Consider the following 20,659-nt stretch of genomic DNA (forward strand, 5'->3'; position numbering starts at 1 on the left):
TGCAATCCAAGGTCGTTGACCCGTTTTGGCCATGCAGAAACGTGCCTGTCAACGAGTGAATATGCGTCCGCACTACCCACCCCCATGAGCCCTACTATCGGCTCGCCATGACAGCAGCAGGGAACCACCAGGTGAGCCGAGCGGAGACCGCCCGCCGGGGCAACCGGCAGAGTCGAGCGGGCATCAGAGACGTCGCCGCCGCCGCCGGTGTCTCCATCACGACTGTCTCCGACGCTCTTAACGGCAAAGGGCGGCTTCCGGACGCCACCCGACGCCATGTCCGCGAGGTCGCAGAACGGCTGGGCTATCGCCCCTCCGCCGCGGCCCGAACGCTCCGTACCGGCAAGTCGGGCCTGATCGGCCTGACCGTGACGACCTACGGGGATGAACCTTTCACCTTCACCGAATTCGCGTACTTCGCGGAGATGGCCAGAGCCGCCACCTCGGCCGCGCTGGCCCGCGGCTACGCCCTTGTCATCCTGCCCGCCACCTCCCGGCGCAGCCCGGTCGACGTGTGGTCGAACGTCGCGCTCGACGGCACCGTCGTCGTCGATCCGTCCGACCACGACCCCGTCGTCAGCGAACTCGTGCGCCAGGGCCTGCCCGTGGTGTCCGACGGCCGCCCGGCCGGGTCTCTGCCGGTCACCGCCTGGGTCGACAACGACCACGAGGCGGCCGTCCTGGAGATCCTCGACCACCTCGCGGCGGCCGGAGCCCGCCGGATCGGGCTGCTCACCGGGACCACCACGGACACGTACACCCATCTGTCCACGACCGCCTATCTGCGCTGGTGCGAACGCGTCGGCCAGGACCCCGTCTACGAGTCCTACCCCGCCCACGACCCCTGCGCGGGCGCCGTCGCGGCCGACCGGCTGCTCGCCCGACCGGACCGGCCCGACGCCGTCTACGGCCTCTTCGACCCCAACGGCACCGATCTCCTCGCGGCCGCCCGCCGGTACGGACTGCGCGTCCCGGACGACCTGCTGCTCGTGTGCTGCAGCGAGTCCACCGTCTACGCCACCACCGAACCGCCCATCACCACGCTCTCGCTCAAACCGCGGCGCATCGGCACGGCCGTCGTCCAGCTCCTGATCGACGCCATCGAAGGCCTGGATTCGGGCCGGCCCGTCGAGCAGGTGATACCGACGGAGCTGATCGTGCGCACCTCGTCCGAGCGACGTCCACCGCGTACGACGGTCAGCCCACCCCGCTCGCCCGGACCCGGTTGAGCGGGCCGCCGGGCGGGGAGAACCCCCGTCAACCAGTCCTGCCCGGCACGGCCCGGTCGTGACCTGTGGGGAAACCCCTACCCAATTCGGGAGAAAACCTCGGTGAACTGGGGTTCCGCACTGATTCACCACCCCTGGTGCACCACACAGCGCGAGCCGCATTCCTATGATGGGCGGACGACACCGCGGGCCGCTGCGACCAGGCAGTCCGATCTCGGTGCAGATGCGGCGCAATGGTGGTGGAGGGGTCGATGACTCAGGGGGCCGGTCAGGGACCCGATGTGCGGACGGCGACGTTGCGCGACTTCCGCGTTCCGGCGTACGTCCATGAGACCGGTCCGGTCGACGGGGGTTCGGCGGGCGTGGCGGCTCCGGGCGTCTCGGGGGACATCCCCGGGGCGCCGGACGACGGCTACACCCCCACCCAGCGCGACCTGCCCGTCATCAATCGCGGCGACACCGTGCAAGTGGAGGTGCAGGTCATGCCCGAGCCTCCGCAGGCGACCGACGAGCACGGCCCGCTGTTCGTGGTGGGCGACGTGCACGGCTATCTGGACGAGCTGCTCGGGGCCCTCCACGAGCAGGGACTCATCGACGGCGACGGCGACTGGGCCGCGGGCAACGCGCGCCTGTGGTTCCTCGGCGACTTCACCGACCGCGGCCCGGACGGCATCGGCGTCATCGACCTCGTGATGCGCCTGTCCGCGCAGGCGGCGGCCGCCGGCGGCTACTGCAAGGCCCTGATGGGCAACCACGAGCTGCTCCTGCTCGGCGCGAAGCGGTTCGGGGACACCCCGGTCAACTCGGGCGCCGGCACGGCCACCTTCCAGGCGGCCTGGCTCCTGAACGGCGGCCAGAAGACCGACATGGAGCGCCTCGAGGACCACCACTTGCAGTGGATGGCCCGCCTCGACGCGATCGAGTCGGAGGACGGGCATCTCCTGATGCACTCCGACACGACCGCCTATCTGGATTACGGCGACTCGATCGAAGCCGTGAACGACACGGTCCGCGAGACCCTCACGCGCAACGACGCGGACGAGTGCTGGGATCTCTTCCGGAAGTTCACCAAGCGCTTCGCCTTCCGGGACGAGTCGGGCCCCGATGCCGTACGTGAACTCCTCGACATGTACGGCGGCCACCGCATCGTGCATGGCCACAGCCCCATCCCGTATCTGCTCGGCGATGTCGGCTCCGAGGATGACTCGGACGGCGGCGGACCCGTCATCGAGGGCCCCCACATCTACGCAGGCGGACTGGCCATCGCCATGGACGGCGGCGTGACCATGGCCGGAAAACTGCTGGTCTGCCAACTGCCCCTGGATAACTGAGCCTTCACGGGGCAGGTGCACCCCTACACGATCACGCTGGCCAAGGGGCCTTTTTCTGGAAACCCCCTGTCACCGCGTGCCGTCACGGCTCTACCATCGGCTTATCCGTAGCAGGCTCCCCTCCGTTTCTGCCCGACGGCTCGTAGCCATGCGAGCCCCAAGCCCTACGGAGCATCGGGGGATGCACATGAACAGCGCTCCACACCTGCTCAATGAGGACCGCCCCGAATACGAGCGGATCCTCGATGAGGCGCTGCGCACCGCACCGAACCGTCCTGATCTCGCCGCAGTGGGCGAGCGGCTCAATCCCGAGCAACTGCGCACCATGGCGCTGAACGCCACGGCGCTGATCACTGCCGCCGCCGCGACCGAGTACACGCACTATGTGAAGGTCCGCGAGGAACTGCGCGAAAGCGGATCTGCCGCACCATCGATCCGGGAGCGGAGCCCAGAGGGCCCGGCGGAAGCCGGCTCCGGCGGCCTCGGTCTCGCCACCACGATGGGGGAGGTCACCACCCAGGCATCGGGGGCGGGGGCCGTCGCCGTCGTCGCGGTGCTCGCACCTGTTCTCGCCGGGGCGGCCGCCGCGATCTTCCTGCTCGTCGGCTACATCCTGAAGATGCTCAACCCCGAGCCCGCCTTCGCGGAAACCCTGCTCACCGCGGGGTGGCTGTTCGGCGCGCTCACCGCAGGCGGCATCCTGATCGCTGCGATCGGCCTGCTCCTGACCGCCCTGCGCAACGGCTCCACCTCGCTGCAGGCCGGTTCGTACGGCGAACACAACGAGGAGGTGGTCCGCGCCAGGGAAGCCTGGGGCGAGGCACTCCTGGAGCGCGGTCTCCTGCCGTTCCTGCGGGAGGCGCTCGCGGATCCGGGGGCGGCGCACGCGGCTCGTACGCCGGCGGCGGACCCGAGCAGCCGCATGCCCCACCTCGGCTACAACAGGCCCGGATTCAGCAGCCCGGACGGCGGCCCCGCGGCGGGACCGCGCCCGAGCTTCTCGAGCCCGGACTTCTCAAGCCCGGACTTCGGCGGGCCCGACCACAAGCCGGAGTAGTACGCGCGGTTTCGGGCGGACGGACGGTCACGGCCGTCCGCCCGAAGCACCACGCGCTGGCGCTGATCAGTCGGCGAGCCGCTGTTCAGTGGGCGAGCCGCTGCTCAGTCGGCGATCGGGAGATACACGCGGTTTCCGGCTGCCGCGAACTCCTTGGACTTCTGCTCCATGCCCGCCTCGATCTCGTTCTGCGTGCCGCCGTGCTCACGGCGGATGTCGTGCGAGATCTTCATGGAACAGAACTTCGGCCCGCACATCGAGCAGAAGTGCGCCGTCTTCGCGGGCTCCGCCGGCAGGGTCTCGTCGTGGAACTCCCGCGCCGTGACCGGGTCGAGGGCCAGGTTGAACTGGTCCTCCCAGCGGAACTCGAAGCGCGCGTCCGAGAGCGCGTCGTCCCAGTCCTGCGCGCCCGGGTGCCCCTTGGCGAGGTCCGCCGCGTGCGCCGCGATCTTGTACGTGATGACGCCGGTCTTCACGTCGTCGCGGTTGGGCAGGCCCAGGTGCTCCTTGGGCGTGACGTAGCAGAGCATCGCCGTGCCCCACCAGCCGATCATCGCGGCACCGATGCCGGAGGTGATGTGGTCGTACGCGGGAGCGATGTCCGTGGTCAGCGGGCCGAGCGTGTAGAACGGCGCCTCCTCGCAGATCTCCTGCTGAAGGTCGATGTTCTCCTTGATCTTGTGCATCGGGACATGTCCCGGGCCCTCGATCATCGTCTGTACGTTGTGACGCTTGGCGATCGTGTTGAGTTCCCCGAGGGTGCGCAACTCGGCGAACTGCGCCTCGTCGTTGGCGTCCGCGATCGAACCGGGCCGCAGACCGTCGCCGAGCGAGTACGTCACGTCGTACGCAGCGAGGATGTCGCAGAGCTCCTCGAAGTTCTCGTAGAGGAAGCTCTCCTTGTGGTGCGCGAGACACCAGGCAGCCATGATCGAACCGCCGCGCGAGACGATGCCGGTCTTGCGGTTGGCGGTCAGCGGGACGTACGGAAGGCGCACACCCGCGTGCACCGTCATGTAGTCCACGCCCTGTTCGGCCTGCTCGATGACCGTGTCCTTGTAGATCTCCCAGGTCAGCGCCTCGGCCTGGCCGTCGACCTTCTCCAGGGCCTGGTAGAGCGGCACGGTGCCGATGGGGACGGGGGAGTTGCGCAGGACCCACTCGCGGGTCGTGTGGATGTTGCGCCCGGTGGACAGGTCCATGACCGTGTCGGCGCCCCACTTGGTCGCCCAGGTCATCTTGTCCACCTCCTCCTCGATGGAGGAGGTGACCGCGGAGTTGCCGATGTTGGCGTTCACCTTCACCAGGAACCTCTTGCCGATGATCATCGGCTCGATCTCCGGGTGGTTGACGTTGGCGGGGATGACGGCGCGACCGGCGGCGACCTCCGCGCGCACGACCTCGGGATCGAGGTTCTCGCGGATCCCGATGAACTCCATCTCGGGCGTGATCTCGCCGCGACGGGCGTACGCCAGCTGCGTCACCGCCTGGCCCTCTCGGCCGCGGCGCGGCTGACGCGGACGGCCGGGGAAGACCGCGTCGAGGTTCTTCAGGCCGCCGCGCGGCGAGGTGTGCTTGATGCCGTCGTCCTCGGGACGGGGCGGGCGGCCCACGTACTCCTCGGTGTCGCCGCGAGCGATGATCCAGTTCTCGCGCAGCGGCGCGAGGCCCCTGCGGACGTCGGTGTCGATGGACTCGTCGGTGTACGGCCCCGAGGTGTCGTACAGGGTCACGGCCTTGCCGTTGGTGAGGTGCACCTGTCGGACCGGCACCCGCAGGTCGGGGCGTGAGCCCTCGACGTACGCCTTGTGCCAGCCGATGGACTTCCCGGCCTCGTCGCTCTGGTTCTGCGTCGAGGCAGGCGTGCGTGCGTCCGCTGTGGTCATGAGACCTACTCCCTACGCCGGCATTACCCGGTAACAGGTTCGGCGGTCGACGCAGCGAATCCCGCACGGCTCGGGCACATTTGTGCCGCTTCGTACGGAGGTCAGCGCCCTCTCAGCCCGGTGCTCCGAGCTCCCGCGATTGCAAAGGTGTCTCCACGCTAGCGTCCTATCGGGCGCGCTGAACAGAGGGCCCCCGCCGTTCTTGCGATGATCGGGCAGTGACCACCACACAGCCGCCGTCCCAGCCGCCCGTCCCGAACGTGCCTCCGGACCCGCACGGGCACTCCCACAGCCACGGTCCCGCCGCGCCCGTCTCCAAGCATCTGCGCAAGGTCATCGCCGCCGTGCTGATTCCCTTCGCCACCGCGGTGCTCGTGGGGCTCGCGGTGTTCTGGCCAGGTGGCGCTCCGTCCCACGAGCGCACCGGAGTCGGCTTCGACCGGCAGACCCAGTCGGCCGATGTGACCAAGGTGCAGAAGCTCTCCTGCAAGGACGTGAACGCCTCGCAGACCCCGCCCAACGGCGACACCTCCACCGCCGAGGGGCAGTCCGCGCAGTCCCGCGCGGAAGGCATCTGCAAGAAGGCGACGATCGAGGTGACCAGCGGCAAGGACACGGGCCGCACCTTCACCGAGATCGTCCAGCCGGACTCACCGCGGCAGTTGCGCGAGGGCCAGGAGGTGGTGGTCGCCTATGAGCCATCGGCCCCCGAGGAGCTCCAGTACTCGGTCACCGACGTGAACCGGAAGTTCCCCATGGCCCTGCTCGCCGGGATCTTCGCGCTCGCCGTCGTCGTGGTGGGCCGGCTGCGTGGCGTCATGGCCCTGGTCGCCCTGGCGTTGAGCTTCCTGGTCCTGACGTTCTTCATCCTGCCCGCGATCCTGCAGGGCTCGAACCCGCTGGTCGTGGCGGTGATCGGGGCCAGCGCCATCATGCTGATCGCGCTCTATCTGTGCCACGGGCTCACGGCGCGCACATCGGTCGCGGTCCTGGGCACGCTGATCTCGCTGCTCCTCATCGGGCTGCTCGGCTCGCTCTTCATCGGCTGGGCCTCACTGACCGGCAACACGGACGACAACACCGGCCTGATCCACGGCCTGTACCCGGACATCGACATGAGCGGTCTGCTGCTCGCCGGCGTCATCATCGGCTCGCTCGGCGTGCTCGACGACGTGACGGTGACGCAGACGTCCGCGGTCTGGGAACTGCACCAGGCCAACCCCACGATGGGCTGGCGCGGTCTGTACGGCGCGGCCATCCGCATCGGCCGCGACCACATCGCCTCGGTCGTCAACACCCTGGTCCTGGCCTACGCGGGCGCCGCGCTGCCCCTGCTGCTGCTCTTCTCGATCGCCCAGAGCAGCGTGGGCACGGTGGCCAACAGCGAGCTGGTCGCCGAGGAGATCGTGCGCACCCTGGTCGGCTCGATCGGCCTGGTCGCCTCCGTGCCGGTGACGACCGCGCTCGCGGCCCTGGTGGTCTCGGCCGACCGCTCGACCCCCGCGGGCCGTACGGGAAGCACGGCGCACCCGGCAGGCACGTCGCACCCGGGGATCGCGGGCCACCCGGGCGGCGCCGGTGCCACCCCGGCCGCCAAGCAGACCCGAGGCGGAAAGGGCCGACGCCGCAAGGCCTGAGCGGCCGATGCCACGAAATGCACCAATCTGCCGTACGGCTGCGCCTTTTGGATCGCGGGGGTCAGCCCGCGCTCTGCTCCTCGGCGAGGATCCGGTCCAGCGCTTCGTCCAGGTGCGTCTCGAGATCGGCGAGCGCCCGCTCCTGCCCCAGCGGAACCAGCTTGTCCGTCCGGTCGAGGAAGGCGAGCAGCGGCGGAATCCCCACCCGGAACAGCGCCTGGTCCGGCCCGACCTGAAGCCTGATGAGCACCTCGTCGAGCAGTTCGGGATCGGTGGGCGCGATGTGCACATCCCCGTCGCCGCACGCCCCGCCCACCCCGTCGACCAGCAACTCACGTCCGAAGGCCCAGGTCACAGGGGCGTCGCCGGGGAGGTGGAAGGTCAGCCGGACGGCGTAGGGATCACCGCTCTCATAACCCAGCTCCACCGGGATGCGAAACGACAGCTCCTCGGAAACGAGGAAGCTCATCATGACCTCTGCCTGGACCGACTCGCGCATCGCCCGCCTACCCCGTCGCTAAAGCTCGACTGGCCAGGAACCAACTCCCTGACACTCATGGCATCTTGCTTAACGTACACATCAGATCACAAGGAGTGAGTTTTCAGATGCTGATAGAGAAGGCAAGTGTCCCCAGTAGCCTTCCGATCTCATTCTGCAACCTCGCGGCCGCAGGCAGTAGTCGATCTGCTTGATAGGACGGAACGGAAATCGCCATCGTCGCCGCCGTGTTACCCGCAGTGATCGGAATCGCGGCACAGACCGTTCCCAACGCGTACTCCTGCCGCTCCACCACGGGCCGCATCCGGCCCATCCCCTCCAGACGGCGCAGGAAGGCCCGGTCGTCGTGGACCGAGTACGGAGTGATCGACTGCACCGGGTAGCGGGAGAGGTGGTCCTGGCGCTGCTCGTCGTCGAGTTGGCCGAGCAGACACTGTCCGATCGCATGGGCGTGTCCCGTCTCGCGGAAGTCGGCCCACTCCTCCACCGCCGGATTGCCCGGCGTGTCCGCGACCGCCACGACCTCGATCTCGCCCTCGCGGTAGACGGCGAAGTACACCGGCACCCCGATGGCGTCGCGCCAGTGCTCCAGGGCTTCGCCGATCATGCCGCGACGATTCTGCTGTGCTCCGCTCGCGCTCAGCCGCTCGGCCGCCTCGCCGAGCACGAACACTCCCTTGTCCCGGCGCAGATAGCCCTCGTGGGTCAGCGTGCGCAGCAGGTGATACGCCGTGGGCAGCGCGAGCCCGGCCTCCCGGGCCAACTGCTTGGCGGGGGCGCCCTCCTGATGCGCGGAGGCGGCTTCCAGCAACCGCATCGCCCGCTGCACCGAGCCAATGAGAGTCGGCGCGGCGGCAGTTGATGCCGTGACGGTCGGCGGTGCGCCGTACGAGGCGTTGTTCGCCGGGGAGCCCTTGGCCGAGGAGCCACGGGAGGCGGAGCCACTGGACGGGGAGCCAGCGGGCGGGGAGCCGGCGGACGGGGAGCCGCTGGCCGGAGGGTCGTTGGACGAGGTGTCGGCGGGTGTGGCGTCAACCGAGGCCAAGGTTCACTCCCGAAACGCGTGGGGGTTCCGCCCGTGCCCGGGATACACGGGTGGGAGCGCAGGGCGCCCGCGCGCGGGGATCGACACCCCGCGTCGGTTTTCGGACTCTAACCGGTGGCCGCCGGCCTAAGCCCCCACAGCGGGAAACTTCCCCCACCCGAGCGAACTGTTGCGAAAAATCACCAATCGCTGCGCGAAGAGGTCGACCCGGATATGAACTTCCGTACGACGTAGATCAGTCCACCCACCAGCGCCACGAAAAGCAGTGCCTTGAACAACAGGCCGACCACGAATCCCACGACGCTCGCTATCAGACCGCCGAACACGACCAGGGCGATGACCGGCACCGCGATCCACTTCACCCACCACGGCAATCCCGAGAAGATCTCCTGCGCTGCCATCGTCCTTACCTCTCTCCGCATCTGTCCTACTTCTTGCATTCGATGCTAGGGCGGCGGAGGGCCCGACGGGGGCCTCGCATCCCTTGCCCTCCCCTGATCCGCCCCCTAGGGAACCCCGAGGTCGCAGCCCTGAGAAGTCAGCCCTGCGGCGTAGAGGATCCGCTCCCGCGGGAGCGGATCGGCCCTCCACCGCAGCAGATCACCCCTCCGGCGGTGAGAAGACGACGAGTACCCGCAGGTCCTCGCTGATGTGATGGAACTTGTGGGCGACCCCCGCCGGCACGTACACGACACTGCCGCGCGCGACTTGGGTGGTCTCCATGCCGACCGTGATCGACGCCCGCCCGCTGACGATCATGTACACCTCGTCCTGCTGGTGAGGCTGCTGCGGGTCGGACTCCCCGGCGTCGAGCGCGTACAGCCCGACCGACATGTTCCGCTCGCGCAGAAACTGCAGATACGCGCCGTCGTTCGCCGCGCGCTCCGTCTCCAGTTCATCCAGCCGGAATGCCTTCATCGTCCTCGTACGCCCCTTGCCCCAGGTCGCGAGCCGACCGCTCTGGCCGTCCGTCTGCAACGATCAGACACATGAAGAATTTCGTAGTCAAGACGATCGCCAACGCGGCGGCCCTGGCCGTCGCCGTGTGGCTCCTCGACAAGATCACCCTGACCGGCGACAGCACAGGCAAGAAGACCCTCACGCTGATCGTCGTCGCACTGCTCTTCGGCCTGGTGAACTTCCTGGTCAAGCCGATCGTGAAGGTGCTCACCTTCCCCCTGTTCATCCTGACGCTCGGCCTGATCACCCTCGTGGTCAACGCCCTGATGCTGCTGCTGACCTCGTGGCTGGCCGACAAGTTCGACCTGAGCTTCCACGTCGATGGCTTCTGGACCGCCGTCCTGGGCGGCCTGATCATCTCGATCGTCTCCTGGGCGATGAACGTCGTCCTGCCCGACGACAAGGACTGAGCCCGCCCCATGGCCTTCTCCGTGTGCTTCGTCTGCACCGGCAACATCTGCCGGTCCCCCATGGCCGAATCCGTCTTCCGCGCGCGGCTGGACGAGGCCGGGCTCGGCGACCTGGTCCAGGTGGGCAGTGCGGGCACCGACGGCTGGCACGAGGGGGACGGCGCCGATCCGCGCACCGTCTCCGCCCTGACGGCGGCCGGCTACGAGAGCGATCACGTGGCGCGCCGCTTCCAGGTCTCCTGGTTCCCCCGGCTCGACCTGGTGATCGCCCTGGACGCCGGCCATCAGCGGACCCTGCGCCGCCTCGCGCCCACACCGGCCGACGCGGACAAGGTGCGGCTGCTGCGCTCGTACGACCCCGAGGCCGCCGCCCGGGGCGACCTGGACGTCCCCGATCCGTACTACGGGGACGAGGACGGGTTCGACGCGTGCCTGAGAATGGTGGAGGCGGCGAGCGACGGTCTGCTCGACGCCGTACGCGAAGCAAGGGAAGGGCGGGCGGCATGACGGACTCCGCAGCGATAGCCGCAGGTACCGGCGCGGGCACAGCCGCGGGAGCGGTCCCGGGAAGAGGCGCCGGGATGGGCGACGGCACGAGAGCGGTGCGGGCCGGTCTCCCCGAGCCCGTGAAGCACGAGCCGACCCTCCCGGGACCGGTGTTCGCCGCGCACTTCCACCTGCCGGGCGATCCGACGGGGCCGTACACCTACGGGCGGGACGACAACCCGACCTGGACGCTCCTGGAGCAGGCCATCGGCGAGCTCGAGGCGCCGGGTGAGGGCGGTGCCGCCGACGCGGACGTCGAGACCCTGGTCTTCGCCTCCGGGATGGCCGCCATCTCCGCGGTGCTCTTCTCGCAGCTGCGCGCCGGCGACGCGGTGGTCCTGCCGGACGACGGCTATCAGGCGCTGCCCCTGGTCAGGGAGCAGCTCACCGCGTACGGCATCGAGGTGCGCACCGCCCCGACCGGCGGCGACGCCCAGCTCGACGTCCTGGACGGCGCGAAGCTGCTGTGGATCGAGACGCCGTCGAACCCGGGCCTGGACGTGTGCGACGTGCGGCGCCTCGCCGAGGCGGCACACGCGCGGGGCGCCCTGGTGGCGGTCGACAACACCCTGGCCACACCGCTCGGCCAGCGCCCCCTCGAACTCGGCGCGGACTTCTCGGTGGCCAGCGGCACCAAGATGCTCACCGGCCACGGCGACATCCTCCTCGGGTACGTCGCCTGCCGCGACGCCGAGCTGACCGCTGCCGTGCGGCGCTGGCGCAAGATCGTCGGCGCCATCCCGGGGCCGATGGAGGCCTGGCTGGCGCATCGTTCGCTCGCCACGCTGCAGCTGCGCGCCGATCGCCAGAACGCCAACGCCCTGGCCCTTGCCCAGGCGCTGCGCGGACGCGACGAGGTGACCGGGCTTCGCTACCCGGGGCTGCCCGAGGACCCCTCGTACAAGATCGCCTCGCAGCAGATGCGGCGCTTCGGGTGCGTGGTCTCCTTCACCCTGCCCTCACGCGCGCGCGGCGACCGTTTTCTCGACGCGCTGCGTCTGGTGGACGACGCGACGAGCTTCGGCGGCGTGCGTTCCACCGCGGAGCGGCGTGGCCGCTGGGGCGGGGACGCCGTCGCGGAGGGCTTCATCCGCCTCTCCGCCGGGTCCGAGGACCCGGATGACCTGGTCGCGGACGTGCTGCGGGCGCTGGACGAGTCGGCGGGCTGACAGTCCCGCGTGCGTACGGACCGCTTGCGGCTAGTACCGGGCTACGCACAACGAACGGTCCGAGCCTCCCCCCTCGTGGCTCGGACCGTTCCGGTTCTGCGCGCGAAGAACCGCGCGAACAAGGCTAGTTGACTCTGTGTCAGTGTCCAATCACAGTAGCGACAGAGACCTATCGACATATTTATAGTTGGGCGCGGCCTGAATGCCGCGCCGGGGAGGGCGTCACCGTGGATCTGGCCCTGCTGCGCACGTTTGTGACCGTGCATCGGGCCGGTTCCTTCACGCGGGCGGCCGCACTGCTCGGGCTTTCACAGCCCGCCGTGACGTCGCAGATACGCACCCTGGAGCGGCAGCTGGGCCGCCCGCTGTTCCTGCGCCAGGCGCGCGGCGTGACCCCCACGACCATCGGGGACGAACTCGCCCACAAGGCCGCGCCCCATCTCGACGCCCTGGTGGAGATCGCCGAGACGGGCCTCGAAGAGGACTCCTCGGTACGCACCCTCCATCTCGCGGGGCCTCCGGAGTTCACCGCGGCCCGCGCGTTACCCGCCCTCACCGCGCTGACCGGCCAGGACGGACAGGGCTTCGCGCTGCGTGCCTCGTTCGGCACCGCGGAGGAGGTCCTCGAAGGGCTCTCCGCAGGGCACCACGACCTGGCCATCACCACGGCCCGGCCACGCGGCGCCCTGCTCACCGCGGCGCCGCTCTGCGACGAGGAGCACGTCCTGGTCGCGGGCCCGCACCTGGCCGCCCGCATCGGCCCCGGCAAGCTGCGCCGCAGGGGCGCGTCCGCCCTGGAGAACCTGCCGGTGGTGGAGGTGCACGAGTCTCTGCCGCTGGTCGCCCGGTACTGGGCCGCCGTCTTCGACACCCGTCCGGCCGCATCGGGCACCGTCATTGTGCCGGACCTGCGGGCGGTGCTCGCCTGCGTCGTCGCCGGGGCGGGGCTCGCCGTGCTGCCACGCTATCTCTGTGCGCCCGCTCTGAAGAATGGCGAGGTCGTGGCCCTGCTGGACCCGGCGGTGCCCCCGTTGCGCACGTATTTCCTCGCCGTACGCACCGGCACACTCGCGATGCCGCACATAGCGCGGGCGCACGAGTGGCTGCTGCGTGCTGCCGTCGACTGGGCTTGAGCAGGACTCCGACTGGTTCACGATGTTTCACGTGGAACAGTCCGGGCCACATTCCTCCCATGACCGTTCGACCTGTGGTCAAGCGCACCGCCCGCGCCATCCTGCTCGATGGCGACGACCTGATCCTGATCAAGCGGACCAAGCCCGGTGTCGATCCCTACTGGCTCACCCCCGGTGGCGGCGTGGAACCGGAGGACGCGACCGTCGTCGACGCGCTCCATCGTGAGGTGCACGAGGAGCTCGGCGCCAAGATCTCCGACGTGGTTCCCTGCTTCGTGGACACCGTCGAGCACATCGGCGAGGACGGTGGCGCGACCGGCGTCAAAGTGCAGCACTTCTTCGTCTGCCGTCTGGAGTCCATGGATCTCTCGCTGCGGCACGGCCCCGAGGTGGAGGAGCCGTGCGGCGAGTACGAGATCGTCCATGTGCCCTTCACCCGCGTCGGGATCGCCTCGGTCCACCTCGTACCGCTCTCGCTGCGGCACTATCTGGACGGCAACATCGAGGGCGTACGCGCGATGCACGCCCCTGACCTGGGCTGAGCCGGGCTTTCTTGCTCCTGGGCGCTGAGCCTCAGTCGGCCACCGCCACCAGTTCCTCCACGGAGTCGTGGCGGATCCGGCCGGCCGGGATGCCGATGTCCCGCAGCGCGTCCACACCGCTGCGGATCATGCCGGGCGGGCCCGACAGGTAGGCGTCGTACTCGTTCCAGGGGCCGTACTCGCGCACGGCGTCCGGGAATTGGGCGTGATCGTCGACGACCGGGCGGACCGAGAGCCACGGGTGGGTCTGCTGGAGGCGCAGCATCGTGTCGATGTCGTACAGGTCGTGGTCGGTGCGGGCGCCGTAGAAGACCTCGACCGGGCGCCGTTCGCCGTGCTCGGCGACGTCCTCGACGAGCGCCTTGATGGGGGCGATGCCGGTGCCGCCCCCCAGACAGAGCAAGCCGCTGTCGGTGGTGTGGTCGACGGTCATCGAGCCGGCGGGGGCGCCCAGCCGCAGGACGTCACCGGGCCGTGCGTGGTGCACCAGGGCGTTGGAGACCCAGCCCGCGGGGACGGCCTTCACGTGGAACGAGAGCAGCCCGTCGGAGCGCGGCGCCGACGCGAACGAGTAGTGCCGCCAGATCCGCGGCCACCAGGGCGTCTCCAGGCTCGTGTACTGGCCCGCCAGGAAGGGGTAGGGCTGGTCGGGGCGGACGGTCACGACAGCGATGTCAGGCGTCCTGAGATCGTGCGAGACCACCTCGGCCAACCACCAGGCGGGTGCGCGCAGTTCATCGGCGGCGGCCGCGTCGATCATGATCTGGGAGATCGTCGTGTACGTACGGACCCAGGCGGCCTCGGTCTCCTCGTCCCAGACCGCGCTCGCGTACCGGCTGAGCGAGCCGATCAGACACTCGCCGACGGCCGGGTAGTGCTCGGGCCGGGTGCCGTACTTGCGGTGTCCGCGGCCGAGGTTCTTCAGATACGCGGTGAGCACGTCGGTGTGGTCGATGTGCTCGGCCGCGGTCAGCAGCGCCTTGAGCAGCCGGTCGCGCTGGGTGTCCATCGCGGCGGGGAACAAGGGGCGCAGGTCGGGGTGCCGGGTGAAGAGGAGCGCGTAGAAGTACGAGGTCACCTTGTCGGCGACGGGGCCTATCTCAGCCATCGTGCGCTGGACGCGGATCGCGTCGGGGGAGCCCTGGGGAGAGGGCTGTCTTGGTTCGGGTACGCGCTCGGTCCGCGGCTCGGGATGACCCGCCGGGGCCTGAGGGGCGTTCTGGGCCACGTTCTGCGCGACGTTCGCAGCGGGCGCAGCGGGCGCCGGTCCTGCCGCTTCCGGGGCTTCAGTCGCTTCCCGGGCGGCGGGTATTCGGTCCTCGGGGGCGCGATCGGGTTCCGGCGTGGGCCGGGCCTCGGGAGCAGACGGCTCAGGAGCAGCTGTCGCAGGAGCAGCCGTCTCAGGAGCATCTGCGGACGCAGCCGCGCCGGGCCTGCCCACCGGGCGTATGGCGGACACCCGGCGGCCCTCGGCCGCCTCGGGCTCACCGCCCTCGGGTCGTGTCGGCTCGCCGCCCTCCGACGGCTTCGGCGCCTTGCGTGGGGTGAACCAGCCGCCTCCACCGCCGCTGTCGCCGGAAGTGCCGTTGCCCGCCGACGTGGTGGTCGGAGCGTCCATGCTGTGCCTCGCCTCGAACATCTCTCAGTCGGTCCATGCACTTCCCTGTGGGAAGCCGCTTACTTTCCCCGCTCTGCCTCGTCAGCCAATGTGGCCACATTGAACCTCGAATTACCGGACCCTACGGACAAGTAGGCACCAAATGTGACATTGCCCGCAGTCATCTCACCGCAGCGTCCCATCCCTCACCGTCACGCCGGTCGCATAACGGAAAGTTCAGGTCTTCGATCTCTTCGCCCCGTTAGGCTGCGTTGACCTCCGCCCGTGCCCCCCTGGGGTGCACTGAGATGCACCCGGCTCGAACCGGACTCGACCATACCGGCAGCCGTCCGGCGCACAAGTCCCGCCGCCCTTCACCGGGAATTCAGCGAGCCTGCGCCCCACCAATTGCCCCAATTACCGGATGCCACACACCAATTCATACGCCTTACGCAGATCACGCCCGACATAAGAGTGGGTGGCGAGCCCGGCCAGCCGCTGATCCGCATTGACAGCGACCGAAACAGGCACCGCGCCGAACAGCTCCAGGTCAGAGAGCGAGTCGCCATAAGCGACGCAATCGGACCGCCCCACCCCCAACTCCTCACAGAGCCGGTTCGCGATCTTCACCTTGGCCGCGGCGTTGAGAATGCCCGCCGGATTCACCGGCTCGGTGAACGGCACGGAGGGGAAAACCGATCCGTACGCGGCATGCGCGCCCCAGCCGAGCAGTCGCTCGACGAAGAAGGACGGCGACAGGGAGATCACCGCGCAGTAGTCGCCGCTCACCCGGATCTCGGCCCAGGTCTCCCGAATTCCCATCAGCCACGGCGCTCCCTCGAAAGCCGCTGTGACCTGCGCGTCCGTGAGTTCCGCCCACAGGGCGCGCACACGGACGGCGTACTGGGGCGAGTCGATCCGCCGCGCCACGAAGTCCCGTTCCAGCTCGGCGATCTCCGCTCCGAGGCCGAGCTGGCGCGAGATCTCCACGGGCGCCGCCGTGCCGTGCAGCAGCGTTCCGTCCAGGTCGAAGAGGTGAAGGCGTGCCATGTACGCCGAGGCTAGTACCCGCGGTTACTCCCGCTGTCAGACGCCTTCGGCCACCGCTCCCGGCACCGTGTTTCACGTGAAACTAAGCCGCCCCGCTCGCCGGGCCACCCTCGTCGTCCATGTCACCGCCGCCGCAGGCTGGCTCGGGCTCACGCTCGGCCTGCTCGCGCTCGCCTTCGCGGCCATCACCACGGGGTCCGCCCCGACCACCGAAGCCGCAGCCCGCTCCATGAAGCTCTTCGCGGACTGGCTGGTGCTCCCGCTCGCGCTGCTCACCCTGCTGAGCGGTCTGCTGCTGTCCCTCGGGACTCCTTGGGGTCTCGCCAGGCACCGCTGGGTCTACACGAAGTTCTGGCTGACCCTGGCGACCACCGCCGCATCGGCCTTCGCGCTGCGTCCGGGCATCAACGACACGGTCGCCACCGTGTCCGCGGGCTCCCCGCTGGCGGACCCGACCGACCTGATCGCCGGTCCCGTCGTCTCCCTGAGCGCGTATCTCTTCATGATGGTCATCTCGGTGCTCAAGCCGTGGGGGCTGACGCGCCGTGGCCAGAAGCAGCGTGACCAAAACCGACGTGCTTCTGCCCACAAACCGGTGGACGCCAAGGACGTGCGTCAGACAGCCTGAGCCGAGTGTCGACACCTACGATCTCCGCACTGCCCATCCGCCGGCTGACCCTCCGTGATCTCACCGCCTGCGCCGACCTGTCGCAGGATCGCGGCTGGCCACGCGAGGAACACAAATGGGGGTTGTTGCTCTCCGCCGGCACGGGATACGGCATCGACGACCCCGACGGTGACGGCCTCGTCGCCGCCTGCGTGGTGACCGAGTACGGACCACAGGAGCGCCCCGGCCTCGGAGCGGTCGGCATGGTCCTCGTCGCCGAGCGACACGCCCGCAAGGGCATCGGCCGCCGCCTGATGCGGTATGTCATCGAAGGTGCGGGCACCACCCCGCTCACCTTGCACGCGACGCCGAACGGCCGCCCTCTCTACGAACAGCTCGGATTCAAGACCACGGGTCGCGCCGAGATGGTCCGCGGCCGGTTAACCCCCGGCGGCACGCTGCCGGATGTCACCACCCGCCCGGCGACCGCGGAGGACCTGCAAGCGCTCGTCCGGCTCGACACAGAGGTCTTCGGCCTCGACCGCACGCACGTGCTCACCCGGCTCCCCGCCTTCGTCGACCAGCTGCGGGTCGCGGAGGCTAACGGCACGATCACCGGCTATGCGGGCGCCTGGCCGAACATGGAGACCCATGTCATCGGCCCCCTGATCGCCCGGGACACGGAGACGGCGAAGGCCCTGATCGCCTCGCTCGCCGCGGGCTCGGACAGGCCGCTGCGCACCGACATCGACGTACGCCATGAAGAGCTGCTCGCCTGGGTGAAGGAGCGCGGCCTCGCGCCCATCGCCTTCAATGCCGTGATGACGTACGGCGTTCCCGAGCTGCCCGGCGACTGGACCCGCCGTTTCGCGCCGCTGACGGTCGCGGCCGGCTGACCGCACACAGAGGCCCGCCCCAGAGACCGGATGGTTGCCGGTACTCGAGGGCGGGCCTTCGTCATGTCCTCGCGCGGTGTCGTGCTCGCCGCACTCCCGGCGTCGTACTACGCGAGGGTCTCCACGGCCGTCGTGGCGAACCCGTGGTCCTGCTCGGGCGCTCCGCCGCCGACGCCGATGGCCCCGATCAGACGGCCGCCACGGTGGACCGGGACGCCACCGGCGATGAAGAGCAGCGGCCGGTCGAGGGCGGTGGGCAGGGTGTGGAAGGGCCCGTCGGGCTTGACCAGGTCGACGAGGTCGGCGGTCGGGGCGTTGAGCTGAAGCGCCGTGTACGCCTTGCGGGTGCTGGTCTCGCCGGAGATCAGCACGGCCCGGTCGTCGCGCAGGAAGGCGAGCAGCTGACCGCCCGCGTCGAGGACGGTGACGCTGACCGTGACATCGGCTGCCTCGGCCGCGCGGCGGGCCGCGGTGATGAGTGCCTCGGCGTCCTGCGTGGTCAGCGGGGCGACGGCGGTGGTGGTGCTCATGAGGTTTCTCCTTGTGCGGTGGTGCTTGTACTGAGGGGGTTCGGGAGGGGTCGGTCAGTGGTGGACGGGCGTCGCCTGCTCTACGGGGGACACGGGGGACACGCCCGCCACGACCAGGCTGGGAGCGGCGGCTGCCGAGCGGCGCTCGAGCGTGGCCGAGACAACGGCCAGGACGAGTGCGGAGCCCGCGAGTACGGCGCCCACCCAGTTCGGGGCGGTGTAGCCGAGGCCCGCGGAGATCACGAGGCCGCCGAGCCAGGCCGAGAGCGCGTTGCCGAGGTTGAAGGCGCCGATGTTCATGGCCGAGGCGAGCGTGGGTGCGCCGGAGGCCTGGTCGAGGACCCGCTTCTGCAGCGGCGGCACGGTGGCGAAGCCCAGGGCGCCGATCAGCGTGATGGTCACGGCTGCCGCGATCTTGTTGTGGGCGGTGAGGGTGAAGAGGGCGAGCACGACGGCCAGCGCGCTGAGCGAGATGTAGAGCAGCGGCATCAGGGCGCGGTCGGCGAACTTTCCGCCGATCAGGTTGCCCGCGACCATGCCGAGCCCGAAGAGGACGAGAAGCCAGGTCACGGACGAGTCCGCGTAGCCGGCGACGTCCGTCATCATCGGCGCGAGGTAGGTGACGGCCGCGAAGACACCGCCGAAGCCGAGGATCGTCATCGCCATGGCGAGCAGCACCTGCACGTTGCGGAACGCGGCCAGCTCGTGGCGCAGGCGTACGCCTTCGGGCTTGGGCAGGTCCGGCACGAGCTTGGCGATACCGGCCAGGCCGATGACGCCGAGGCCCGCGACGACGGCGAAGGTGACGCGCCAGCCGACTGTCTGTCCGACGAGCGTGCCGAGCGGCACACCGACCACGTTGGCCACGGTCAGGCCCGTGAACATCATGGCAATGGCCCCGGCCTTCTTCTCCGGTGCGACCAGTTCGGCCGCGACGACCGAGCCGATGCCGAAGAAGGCACCGTGGGCGAGCGAGGCGACGACACGGCCAGCCAGCATGACGCCGAAGACCGGGGCCACGGCGGAGAGCAGGTTCCCCACGATGAACAGGCCCATGAGGAGCATCAGCATCCGCTTGCGCGAGATGCGGGTGCCCAGGACCGTCATCAGGGGAGCGCCCAGTACGACGCCGAGTGCGTAGCCGGTCACGAGCAGACCGGCCGTGGGGATGGAGACGCCGAAGTCACCCGCGACCTCAGGGAGCAGTCCCATGATCACGAACTCTGTGGTCCCGATTCCGAAGGCCCCGATCGCGAGGGCCAGTAGCGCGAGAGGCATGGTTCTACCTTCCAGACGGTTGCAGGTGCGCTTAGCTTGCGTCCACAATAGTTGCACACGCGGGTTACTTGCAATCGCCGGATATTGCGGCGGTGGACTATCCTGGTACTCAGCCGCTCCGGGACGGAGGAACAAGAGCCATGACAGCGACGGACCCCGCACTGACCGCCCTTGCGCAGGGCTGGTGCGCTCTCTCCCTGCTCCACGGGAAGATCGAGACCCACATCGAGCGCGCCCTGCAGGCCAAACACGGCCTGAGCGTGCGCGAGTACTCCCTGCTCGATGTCCTCAGCCGCCAGCACGACGGGGAGGGCGGCCATCTGCAGATGAAGCAGGTCGCCGACGCCGTCGTGCTCAGCCAGAGCGCCACCACGCGCCTGGTCACCCGGCTCGAGGACCGCGGGCTGCTCTCCCGCTACCTGTGCCCCACCGACCGTCGCGGCATCTACACGGACGTCAGCGAGTCGGGCACCGCGCTCCTCGCCGAGGCCCGTCCCACCAACGACACCGCGCTGCGTGAGGCGCTCGACGAGGCGGCGCTGGACCCGGAGCTCGCACCGCTGGTCAGGGCCGTCGAAGCGGTGCGCGTCCCGGCGTAGCGCGCCTGGCAGCGCAGCGGCCGGCCCGCCACGGCGGGCGGCTGCATAGGCTGCGCCTCATGGGAGATCTTGAGATACGCCCGGCGGTCGCCGACGACATCCCCGCCATCGTGGAGATGCTCGCCGACGACCCCCTGGGCAGCACGCGCGAGTCGCCGGACGACCTCACCCCGTACCTCACCGCGTACGAACGCCTTGCCGCAGACCCGAATCAGCACCTGGTCGTCGCCGTGCGCGAGGGACGCGTCGTCGGCACCCTCCAGCTCACGATCGTGCCGGGCCTGTCCCGGAAGGGAGCGACTCGGTCGATCATCGAGGGCGTACGCGTCCACGCCGACGCGCGCGGCAGCGGCCTCGGCACCCGGTTCATCGAGTGGGCGGTCGATGAATCCCGGCGTCAGGACTGCCAGTTGGTGCAGCTGACCTCCGATGCCACCCGCACCGATGCCCGCCGCTTCTACGAGCGGCTCGGGTTCACGGCATCGCATGTGGGTTTCAAGCTTCAGCTCTGAAGCCGCCGTTGACATGACGTGCCGGTGATTGTCTGACATGACGTGCCGGTGGTTCATCTGACATGACAGGCCGGTGGTTCGTCGTGTTTCACGTGAAACAAGACCAAACAACCAGCGGTCGGAAAAAACAAAATAAGGAGCCCGCC

At 69.4% G+C, this 20,659-nt stretch carries 22 protein-coding genes; 13 read left to right on the plus strand and 9 right to left on the minus strand.

Features of this window, described 5'->3' with window-relative positions; genetic code table 11:
- The first annotated feature begins 107 nt into the window (after positions 1-107).
- The 3 genes from ACZ6ZP_RS42395 (at position 108) to ACZ6ZP_RS42405 (ending at position 3,617) form a co-directional block, all read left to right on the plus strand.
- Entirely contained in the window at positions 108-1,229 is a 1,122-nt protein-coding gene (locus tag ACZ6ZP_RS42395; RefSeq protein ID WP_190082941.1) for a LacI family DNA-binding transcriptional regulator, read from the plus strand.
- A 251-nt stretch (positions 1,230-1,480) separates the two neighbouring features.
- Positions 1,481-2,560 (plus strand): metallophosphoesterase, encoded by a 1,080-nt coding sequence (locus ACZ6ZP_RS42400; protein WP_351167269.1) that lies wholly within the window; start codon positions 1,481-1,483, stop codon positions 2,558-2,560.
- Positions 2,561-2,741: 181 nt separating this feature from the next.
- Entirely contained in the window at positions 2,742-3,617 is an 876-nt protein-coding gene (locus ACZ6ZP_RS42405) for a hypothetical protein (RefSeq protein ID WP_351167267.1), read from the plus strand.
- Positions 3,618-3,721: 104 nt separating this feature from the next.
- On the opposite strand, the gene thiC is transcribed toward ACZ6ZP_RS42405, so the two are convergent.
- Positions 3,722-5,503 (minus strand): phosphomethylpyrimidine synthase ThiC, encoded by a 1,782-nt coding sequence (thiC, locus tag ACZ6ZP_RS42410; RefSeq protein WP_351167265.1) that lies wholly within the window; start codon positions 5,501-5,503, stop codon positions 3,722-3,724.
- Between the two features lie 218 nt (positions 5,504-5,721).
- Between thiC and ACZ6ZP_RS42415 the strand changes: the two genes are divergently transcribed.
- Positions 5,722-7,140, plus strand: a complete 1,419-nt coding sequence (locus ACZ6ZP_RS42415; RefSeq protein WP_361470477.1) for a YibE/F family protein — start codon at positions 5,722-5,724, stop codon at positions 7,138-7,140.
- Between the two features lie 61 nt (positions 7,141-7,201).
- On the opposite strand, the gene ACZ6ZP_RS42420 is transcribed toward ACZ6ZP_RS42415, so the two are convergent.
- The 4 genes from ACZ6ZP_RS42420 to ACZ6ZP_RS42435 form a co-directional block, all read right to left on the minus strand.
- On the minus strand, positions 7,202-7,639 hold the full coding sequence (locus ACZ6ZP_RS42420) for an SsgA family sporulation/cell division regulator (protein WP_351167261.1): 438 nt from the start codon (positions 7,637-7,639) through the stop codon (positions 7,202-7,204).
- A gap of 103 nt (positions 7,640-7,742) precedes the next feature.
- Positions 7,743-8,468, minus strand: coding sequence for an IclR family transcriptional regulator (locus ACZ6ZP_RS42425; RefSeq protein ID WP_399975455.1), 726 nt, complete (start codon positions 8,466-8,468; stop codon positions 7,743-7,745).
- 395 nt (positions 8,469-8,863) lie between these two features.
- Positions 8,864-9,085, minus strand: coding sequence for a DUF5326 family protein (locus ACZ6ZP_RS42430; RefSeq protein ID WP_351167259.1), 222 nt, complete (start codon positions 9,083-9,085; stop codon positions 8,864-8,866).
- Positions 9,086-9,284: 199 nt separating this feature from the next.
- On the minus strand, positions 9,285-9,602 hold the full coding sequence (locus ACZ6ZP_RS42435; RefSeq protein WP_160506069.1) for a cupin domain-containing protein: 318 nt from the start codon (positions 9,600-9,602) through the stop codon (positions 9,285-9,287).
- Between the two features lie 71 nt (positions 9,603-9,673).
- Here ACZ6ZP_RS42435 and ACZ6ZP_RS42440 point away from each other — a divergent pair, with 71 nt between their 5' ends.
- The 5 genes from ACZ6ZP_RS42440 to ACZ6ZP_RS42460 all read left to right on the plus strand — a co-directional run bounded on the left by ACZ6ZP_RS42440 (position 9,674) and on the right by ACZ6ZP_RS42460 (position 13,444).
- Positions 9,674-10,054, plus strand: coding sequence for a phage holin family protein (locus tag ACZ6ZP_RS42440; RefSeq protein ID WP_249588931.1), 381 nt, complete (start codon positions 9,674-9,676; stop codon positions 10,052-10,054).
- A 9-nt stretch (positions 10,055-10,063) separates the two neighbouring features.
- Complete coding sequence (locus ACZ6ZP_RS42445; protein ID WP_469410536.1) at positions 10,064-10,561, plus strand: low molecular weight protein-tyrosine-phosphatase; 498 nt, start codon at positions 10,064-10,066, stop codon at positions 10,559-10,561.
- Entirely contained in the window at positions 10,558-11,769 is a 1,212-nt protein-coding gene (locus ACZ6ZP_RS42450) for a cystathionine gamma-lyase (RefSeq protein WP_361470481.1), read from the plus strand. The genes ACZ6ZP_RS42445 and ACZ6ZP_RS42450 overlap by 4 nt, the downstream gene beginning before the upstream one ends.
- A gap of 227 nt (positions 11,770-11,996) precedes the next feature.
- Positions 11,997-12,902: a LysR family transcriptional regulator gene (locus ACZ6ZP_RS42455; RefSeq protein WP_361470483.1), complete on the plus strand. Its 906-nt coding sequence runs from the start codon at positions 11,997-11,999 to the stop codon at positions 12,900-12,902.
- A gap of 59 nt (positions 12,903-12,961) precedes the next feature.
- Entirely contained in the window at positions 12,962-13,444 is a 483-nt protein-coding gene (locus ACZ6ZP_RS42460; RefSeq protein WP_351167250.1) for an NUDIX hydrolase, read from the plus strand.
- Positions 13,445-13,475: 31 nt separating this feature from the next.
- Here ACZ6ZP_RS42460 and ACZ6ZP_RS42465 read toward each other — a convergent pair whose 3' ends face one another.
- On the minus strand, positions 13,476-15,062 hold the full coding sequence (locus ACZ6ZP_RS42465) for a globin domain-containing protein (RefSeq protein ID WP_469410537.1): 1,587 nt from the start codon (positions 15,060-15,062) through the stop codon (positions 13,476-13,478).
- Between the two features lie 396 nt (positions 15,063-15,458).
- Positions 15,459-16,091 (minus strand): HAD family hydrolase, encoded by a 633-nt coding sequence (locus ACZ6ZP_RS42470; RefSeq protein ID WP_469410538.1) that lies wholly within the window; start codon positions 16,089-16,091, stop codon positions 15,459-15,461.
- A gap of 76 nt (positions 16,092-16,167) precedes the next feature.
- Between ACZ6ZP_RS42470 and ACZ6ZP_RS42475 the strand changes: the two genes are divergently transcribed.
- Both ACZ6ZP_RS42475 and ACZ6ZP_RS42480 read left to right on the plus strand, forming a co-directional pair.
- Positions 16,168-16,719 (plus strand): DUF2269 domain-containing protein, encoded by a 552-nt coding sequence (locus tag ACZ6ZP_RS42475; protein WP_383815485.1) that lies wholly within the window; start codon positions 16,168-16,170, stop codon positions 16,717-16,719.
- Between the two features lie 5 nt (positions 16,720-16,724).
- Positions 16,725-17,594 carry a GNAT family N-acetyltransferase gene (locus tag ACZ6ZP_RS42480; protein WP_469410539.1) on the plus strand — a complete coding sequence of 290 codons (870 nt, stop codon included), beginning with the start codon at positions 16,725-16,727 and terminating at the stop codon, positions 17,592-17,594.
- A 107-nt stretch (positions 17,595-17,701) separates the two neighbouring features.
- On the opposite strand, the gene ACZ6ZP_RS42485 is transcribed toward ACZ6ZP_RS42480, so the two are convergent.
- Positions 17,702-18,124 carry a GlcG/HbpS family heme-binding protein gene (locus ACZ6ZP_RS42485; protein ID WP_469410540.1) on the minus strand — a complete coding sequence of 141 codons (423 nt, stop codon included), beginning with the start codon at positions 18,122-18,124 and terminating at the stop codon, positions 17,702-17,704.
- Between the two features lie 54 nt (positions 18,125-18,178).
- Positions 18,179-19,402, minus strand: coding sequence for an MFS transporter (locus tag ACZ6ZP_RS42490; RefSeq protein ID WP_351167238.1), 1,224 nt, complete (start codon positions 19,400-19,402; stop codon positions 18,179-18,181).
- Between the two features lie 140 nt (positions 19,403-19,542).
- Here ACZ6ZP_RS42490 and ACZ6ZP_RS42495 point away from each other — a divergent pair, with 140 nt between their 5' ends.
- Both ACZ6ZP_RS42495 and ACZ6ZP_RS42500 read left to right on the plus strand, forming a co-directional pair.
- Positions 19,543-20,001: a MarR family winged helix-turn-helix transcriptional regulator gene (locus ACZ6ZP_RS42495; protein WP_351167236.1), complete on the plus strand. Its 459-nt coding sequence runs from the start codon at positions 19,543-19,545 to the stop codon at positions 19,999-20,001.
- Positions 20,002-20,060: 59 nt separating this feature from the next.
- On the plus strand, positions 20,061-20,513 hold the full coding sequence (locus ACZ6ZP_RS42500) for a GNAT family N-acetyltransferase (protein WP_351167234.1): 453 nt from the start codon (positions 20,061-20,063) through the stop codon (positions 20,511-20,513).
- Positions 20,514-20,659 lie beyond the last annotated feature (146 nt).

It is taken from the genome of Streptomyces sp. NPDC054047 (genome assembly GCF_055585065.1).

Excerpts from the sequence above, each read along its gene's own strand:
- ACZ6ZP_RS42395 (WP_190082941.1), top strand. The coding sequence starts at position 108 with ATGACAGCAGCAGGGAACCACCAGGTGAGCCGAGCGGAGACCGCCCGC.
- ACZ6ZP_RS42400 (WP_351167269.1), top strand. The coding sequence starts at position 1,481 with ATGACTCAGGGGGCCGGTCAGGGACCCGATGTGCGGACGGCGACGTTG.
- ACZ6ZP_RS42405 (WP_351167267.1), top strand. The coding sequence starts at position 2,742 with ATGCACATGAACAGCGCTCCACACCTGCTCAATGAGGACCGCCCCGAA.
- thiC (WP_351167265.1), bottom strand. The coding sequence starts at position 5,503 with ATGACCACAGCGGACGCACGCACGCCTGCCTCGACGCAGAACCAGAGC.
- ACZ6ZP_RS42420 (WP_351167261.1), bottom strand. The coding sequence starts at position 7,639 with ATGCGCGAGTCGGTCCAGGCAGAGGTCATGATGAGCTTCCTCGTTTCC.
- ACZ6ZP_RS42430 (WP_351167259.1), bottom strand. The coding sequence starts at position 9,085 with ATGGCAGCGCAGGAGATCTTCTCGGGATTGCCGTGGTGGGTGAAGTGG.
- ACZ6ZP_RS42435 (WP_160506069.1), bottom strand. The coding sequence starts at position 9,602 with ATGAAGGCATTCCGGCTGGATGAACTGGAGACGGAGCGCGCGGCGAAC.
- ACZ6ZP_RS42440 (WP_249588931.1), top strand. The coding sequence starts at position 9,674 with ATGAAGAATTTCGTAGTCAAGACGATCGCCAACGCGGCGGCCCTGGCC.
- ACZ6ZP_RS42445 (WP_469410536.1), top strand. The coding sequence starts at position 10,064 with ATGGCCTTCTCCGTGTGCTTCGTCTGCACCGGCAACATCTGCCGGTCC.
- ACZ6ZP_RS42450 (WP_361470481.1), top strand. The coding sequence starts at position 10,558 with ATGACGGACTCCGCAGCGATAGCCGCAGGTACCGGCGCGGGCACAGCC.
- ACZ6ZP_RS42460 (WP_351167250.1), top strand. The coding sequence starts at position 12,962 with ATGACCGTTCGACCTGTGGTCAAGCGCACCGCCCGCGCCATCCTGCTC.
- ACZ6ZP_RS42465 (WP_469410537.1), bottom strand. The coding sequence starts at position 15,062 with ATGGACGCTCCGACCACCACGTCGGCGGGCAACGGCACTTCCGGCGAC.
- ACZ6ZP_RS42470 (WP_469410538.1), bottom strand. The coding sequence starts at position 16,091 with ATGGCACGCCTTCACCTCTTCGACCTGGACGGAACGCTGCTGCACGGC.
- ACZ6ZP_RS42485 (WP_469410540.1), bottom strand. The coding sequence starts at position 18,124 with ATGAGCACCACCACCGCCGTCGCCCCGCTGACCACGCAGGACGCCGAG.
- ACZ6ZP_RS42490 (WP_351167238.1), bottom strand. The coding sequence starts at position 19,402 with ATGCCTCTCGCGCTACTGGCCCTCGCGATCGGGGCCTTCGGAATCGGG.
- ACZ6ZP_RS42495 (WP_351167236.1), top strand. The coding sequence starts at position 19,543 with ATGACAGCGACGGACCCCGCACTGACCGCCCTTGCGCAGGGCTGGTGC.
- ACZ6ZP_RS42500 (WP_351167234.1), top strand. The coding sequence starts at position 20,061 with ATGGGAGATCTTGAGATACGCCCGGCGGTCGCCGACGACATCCCCGCC.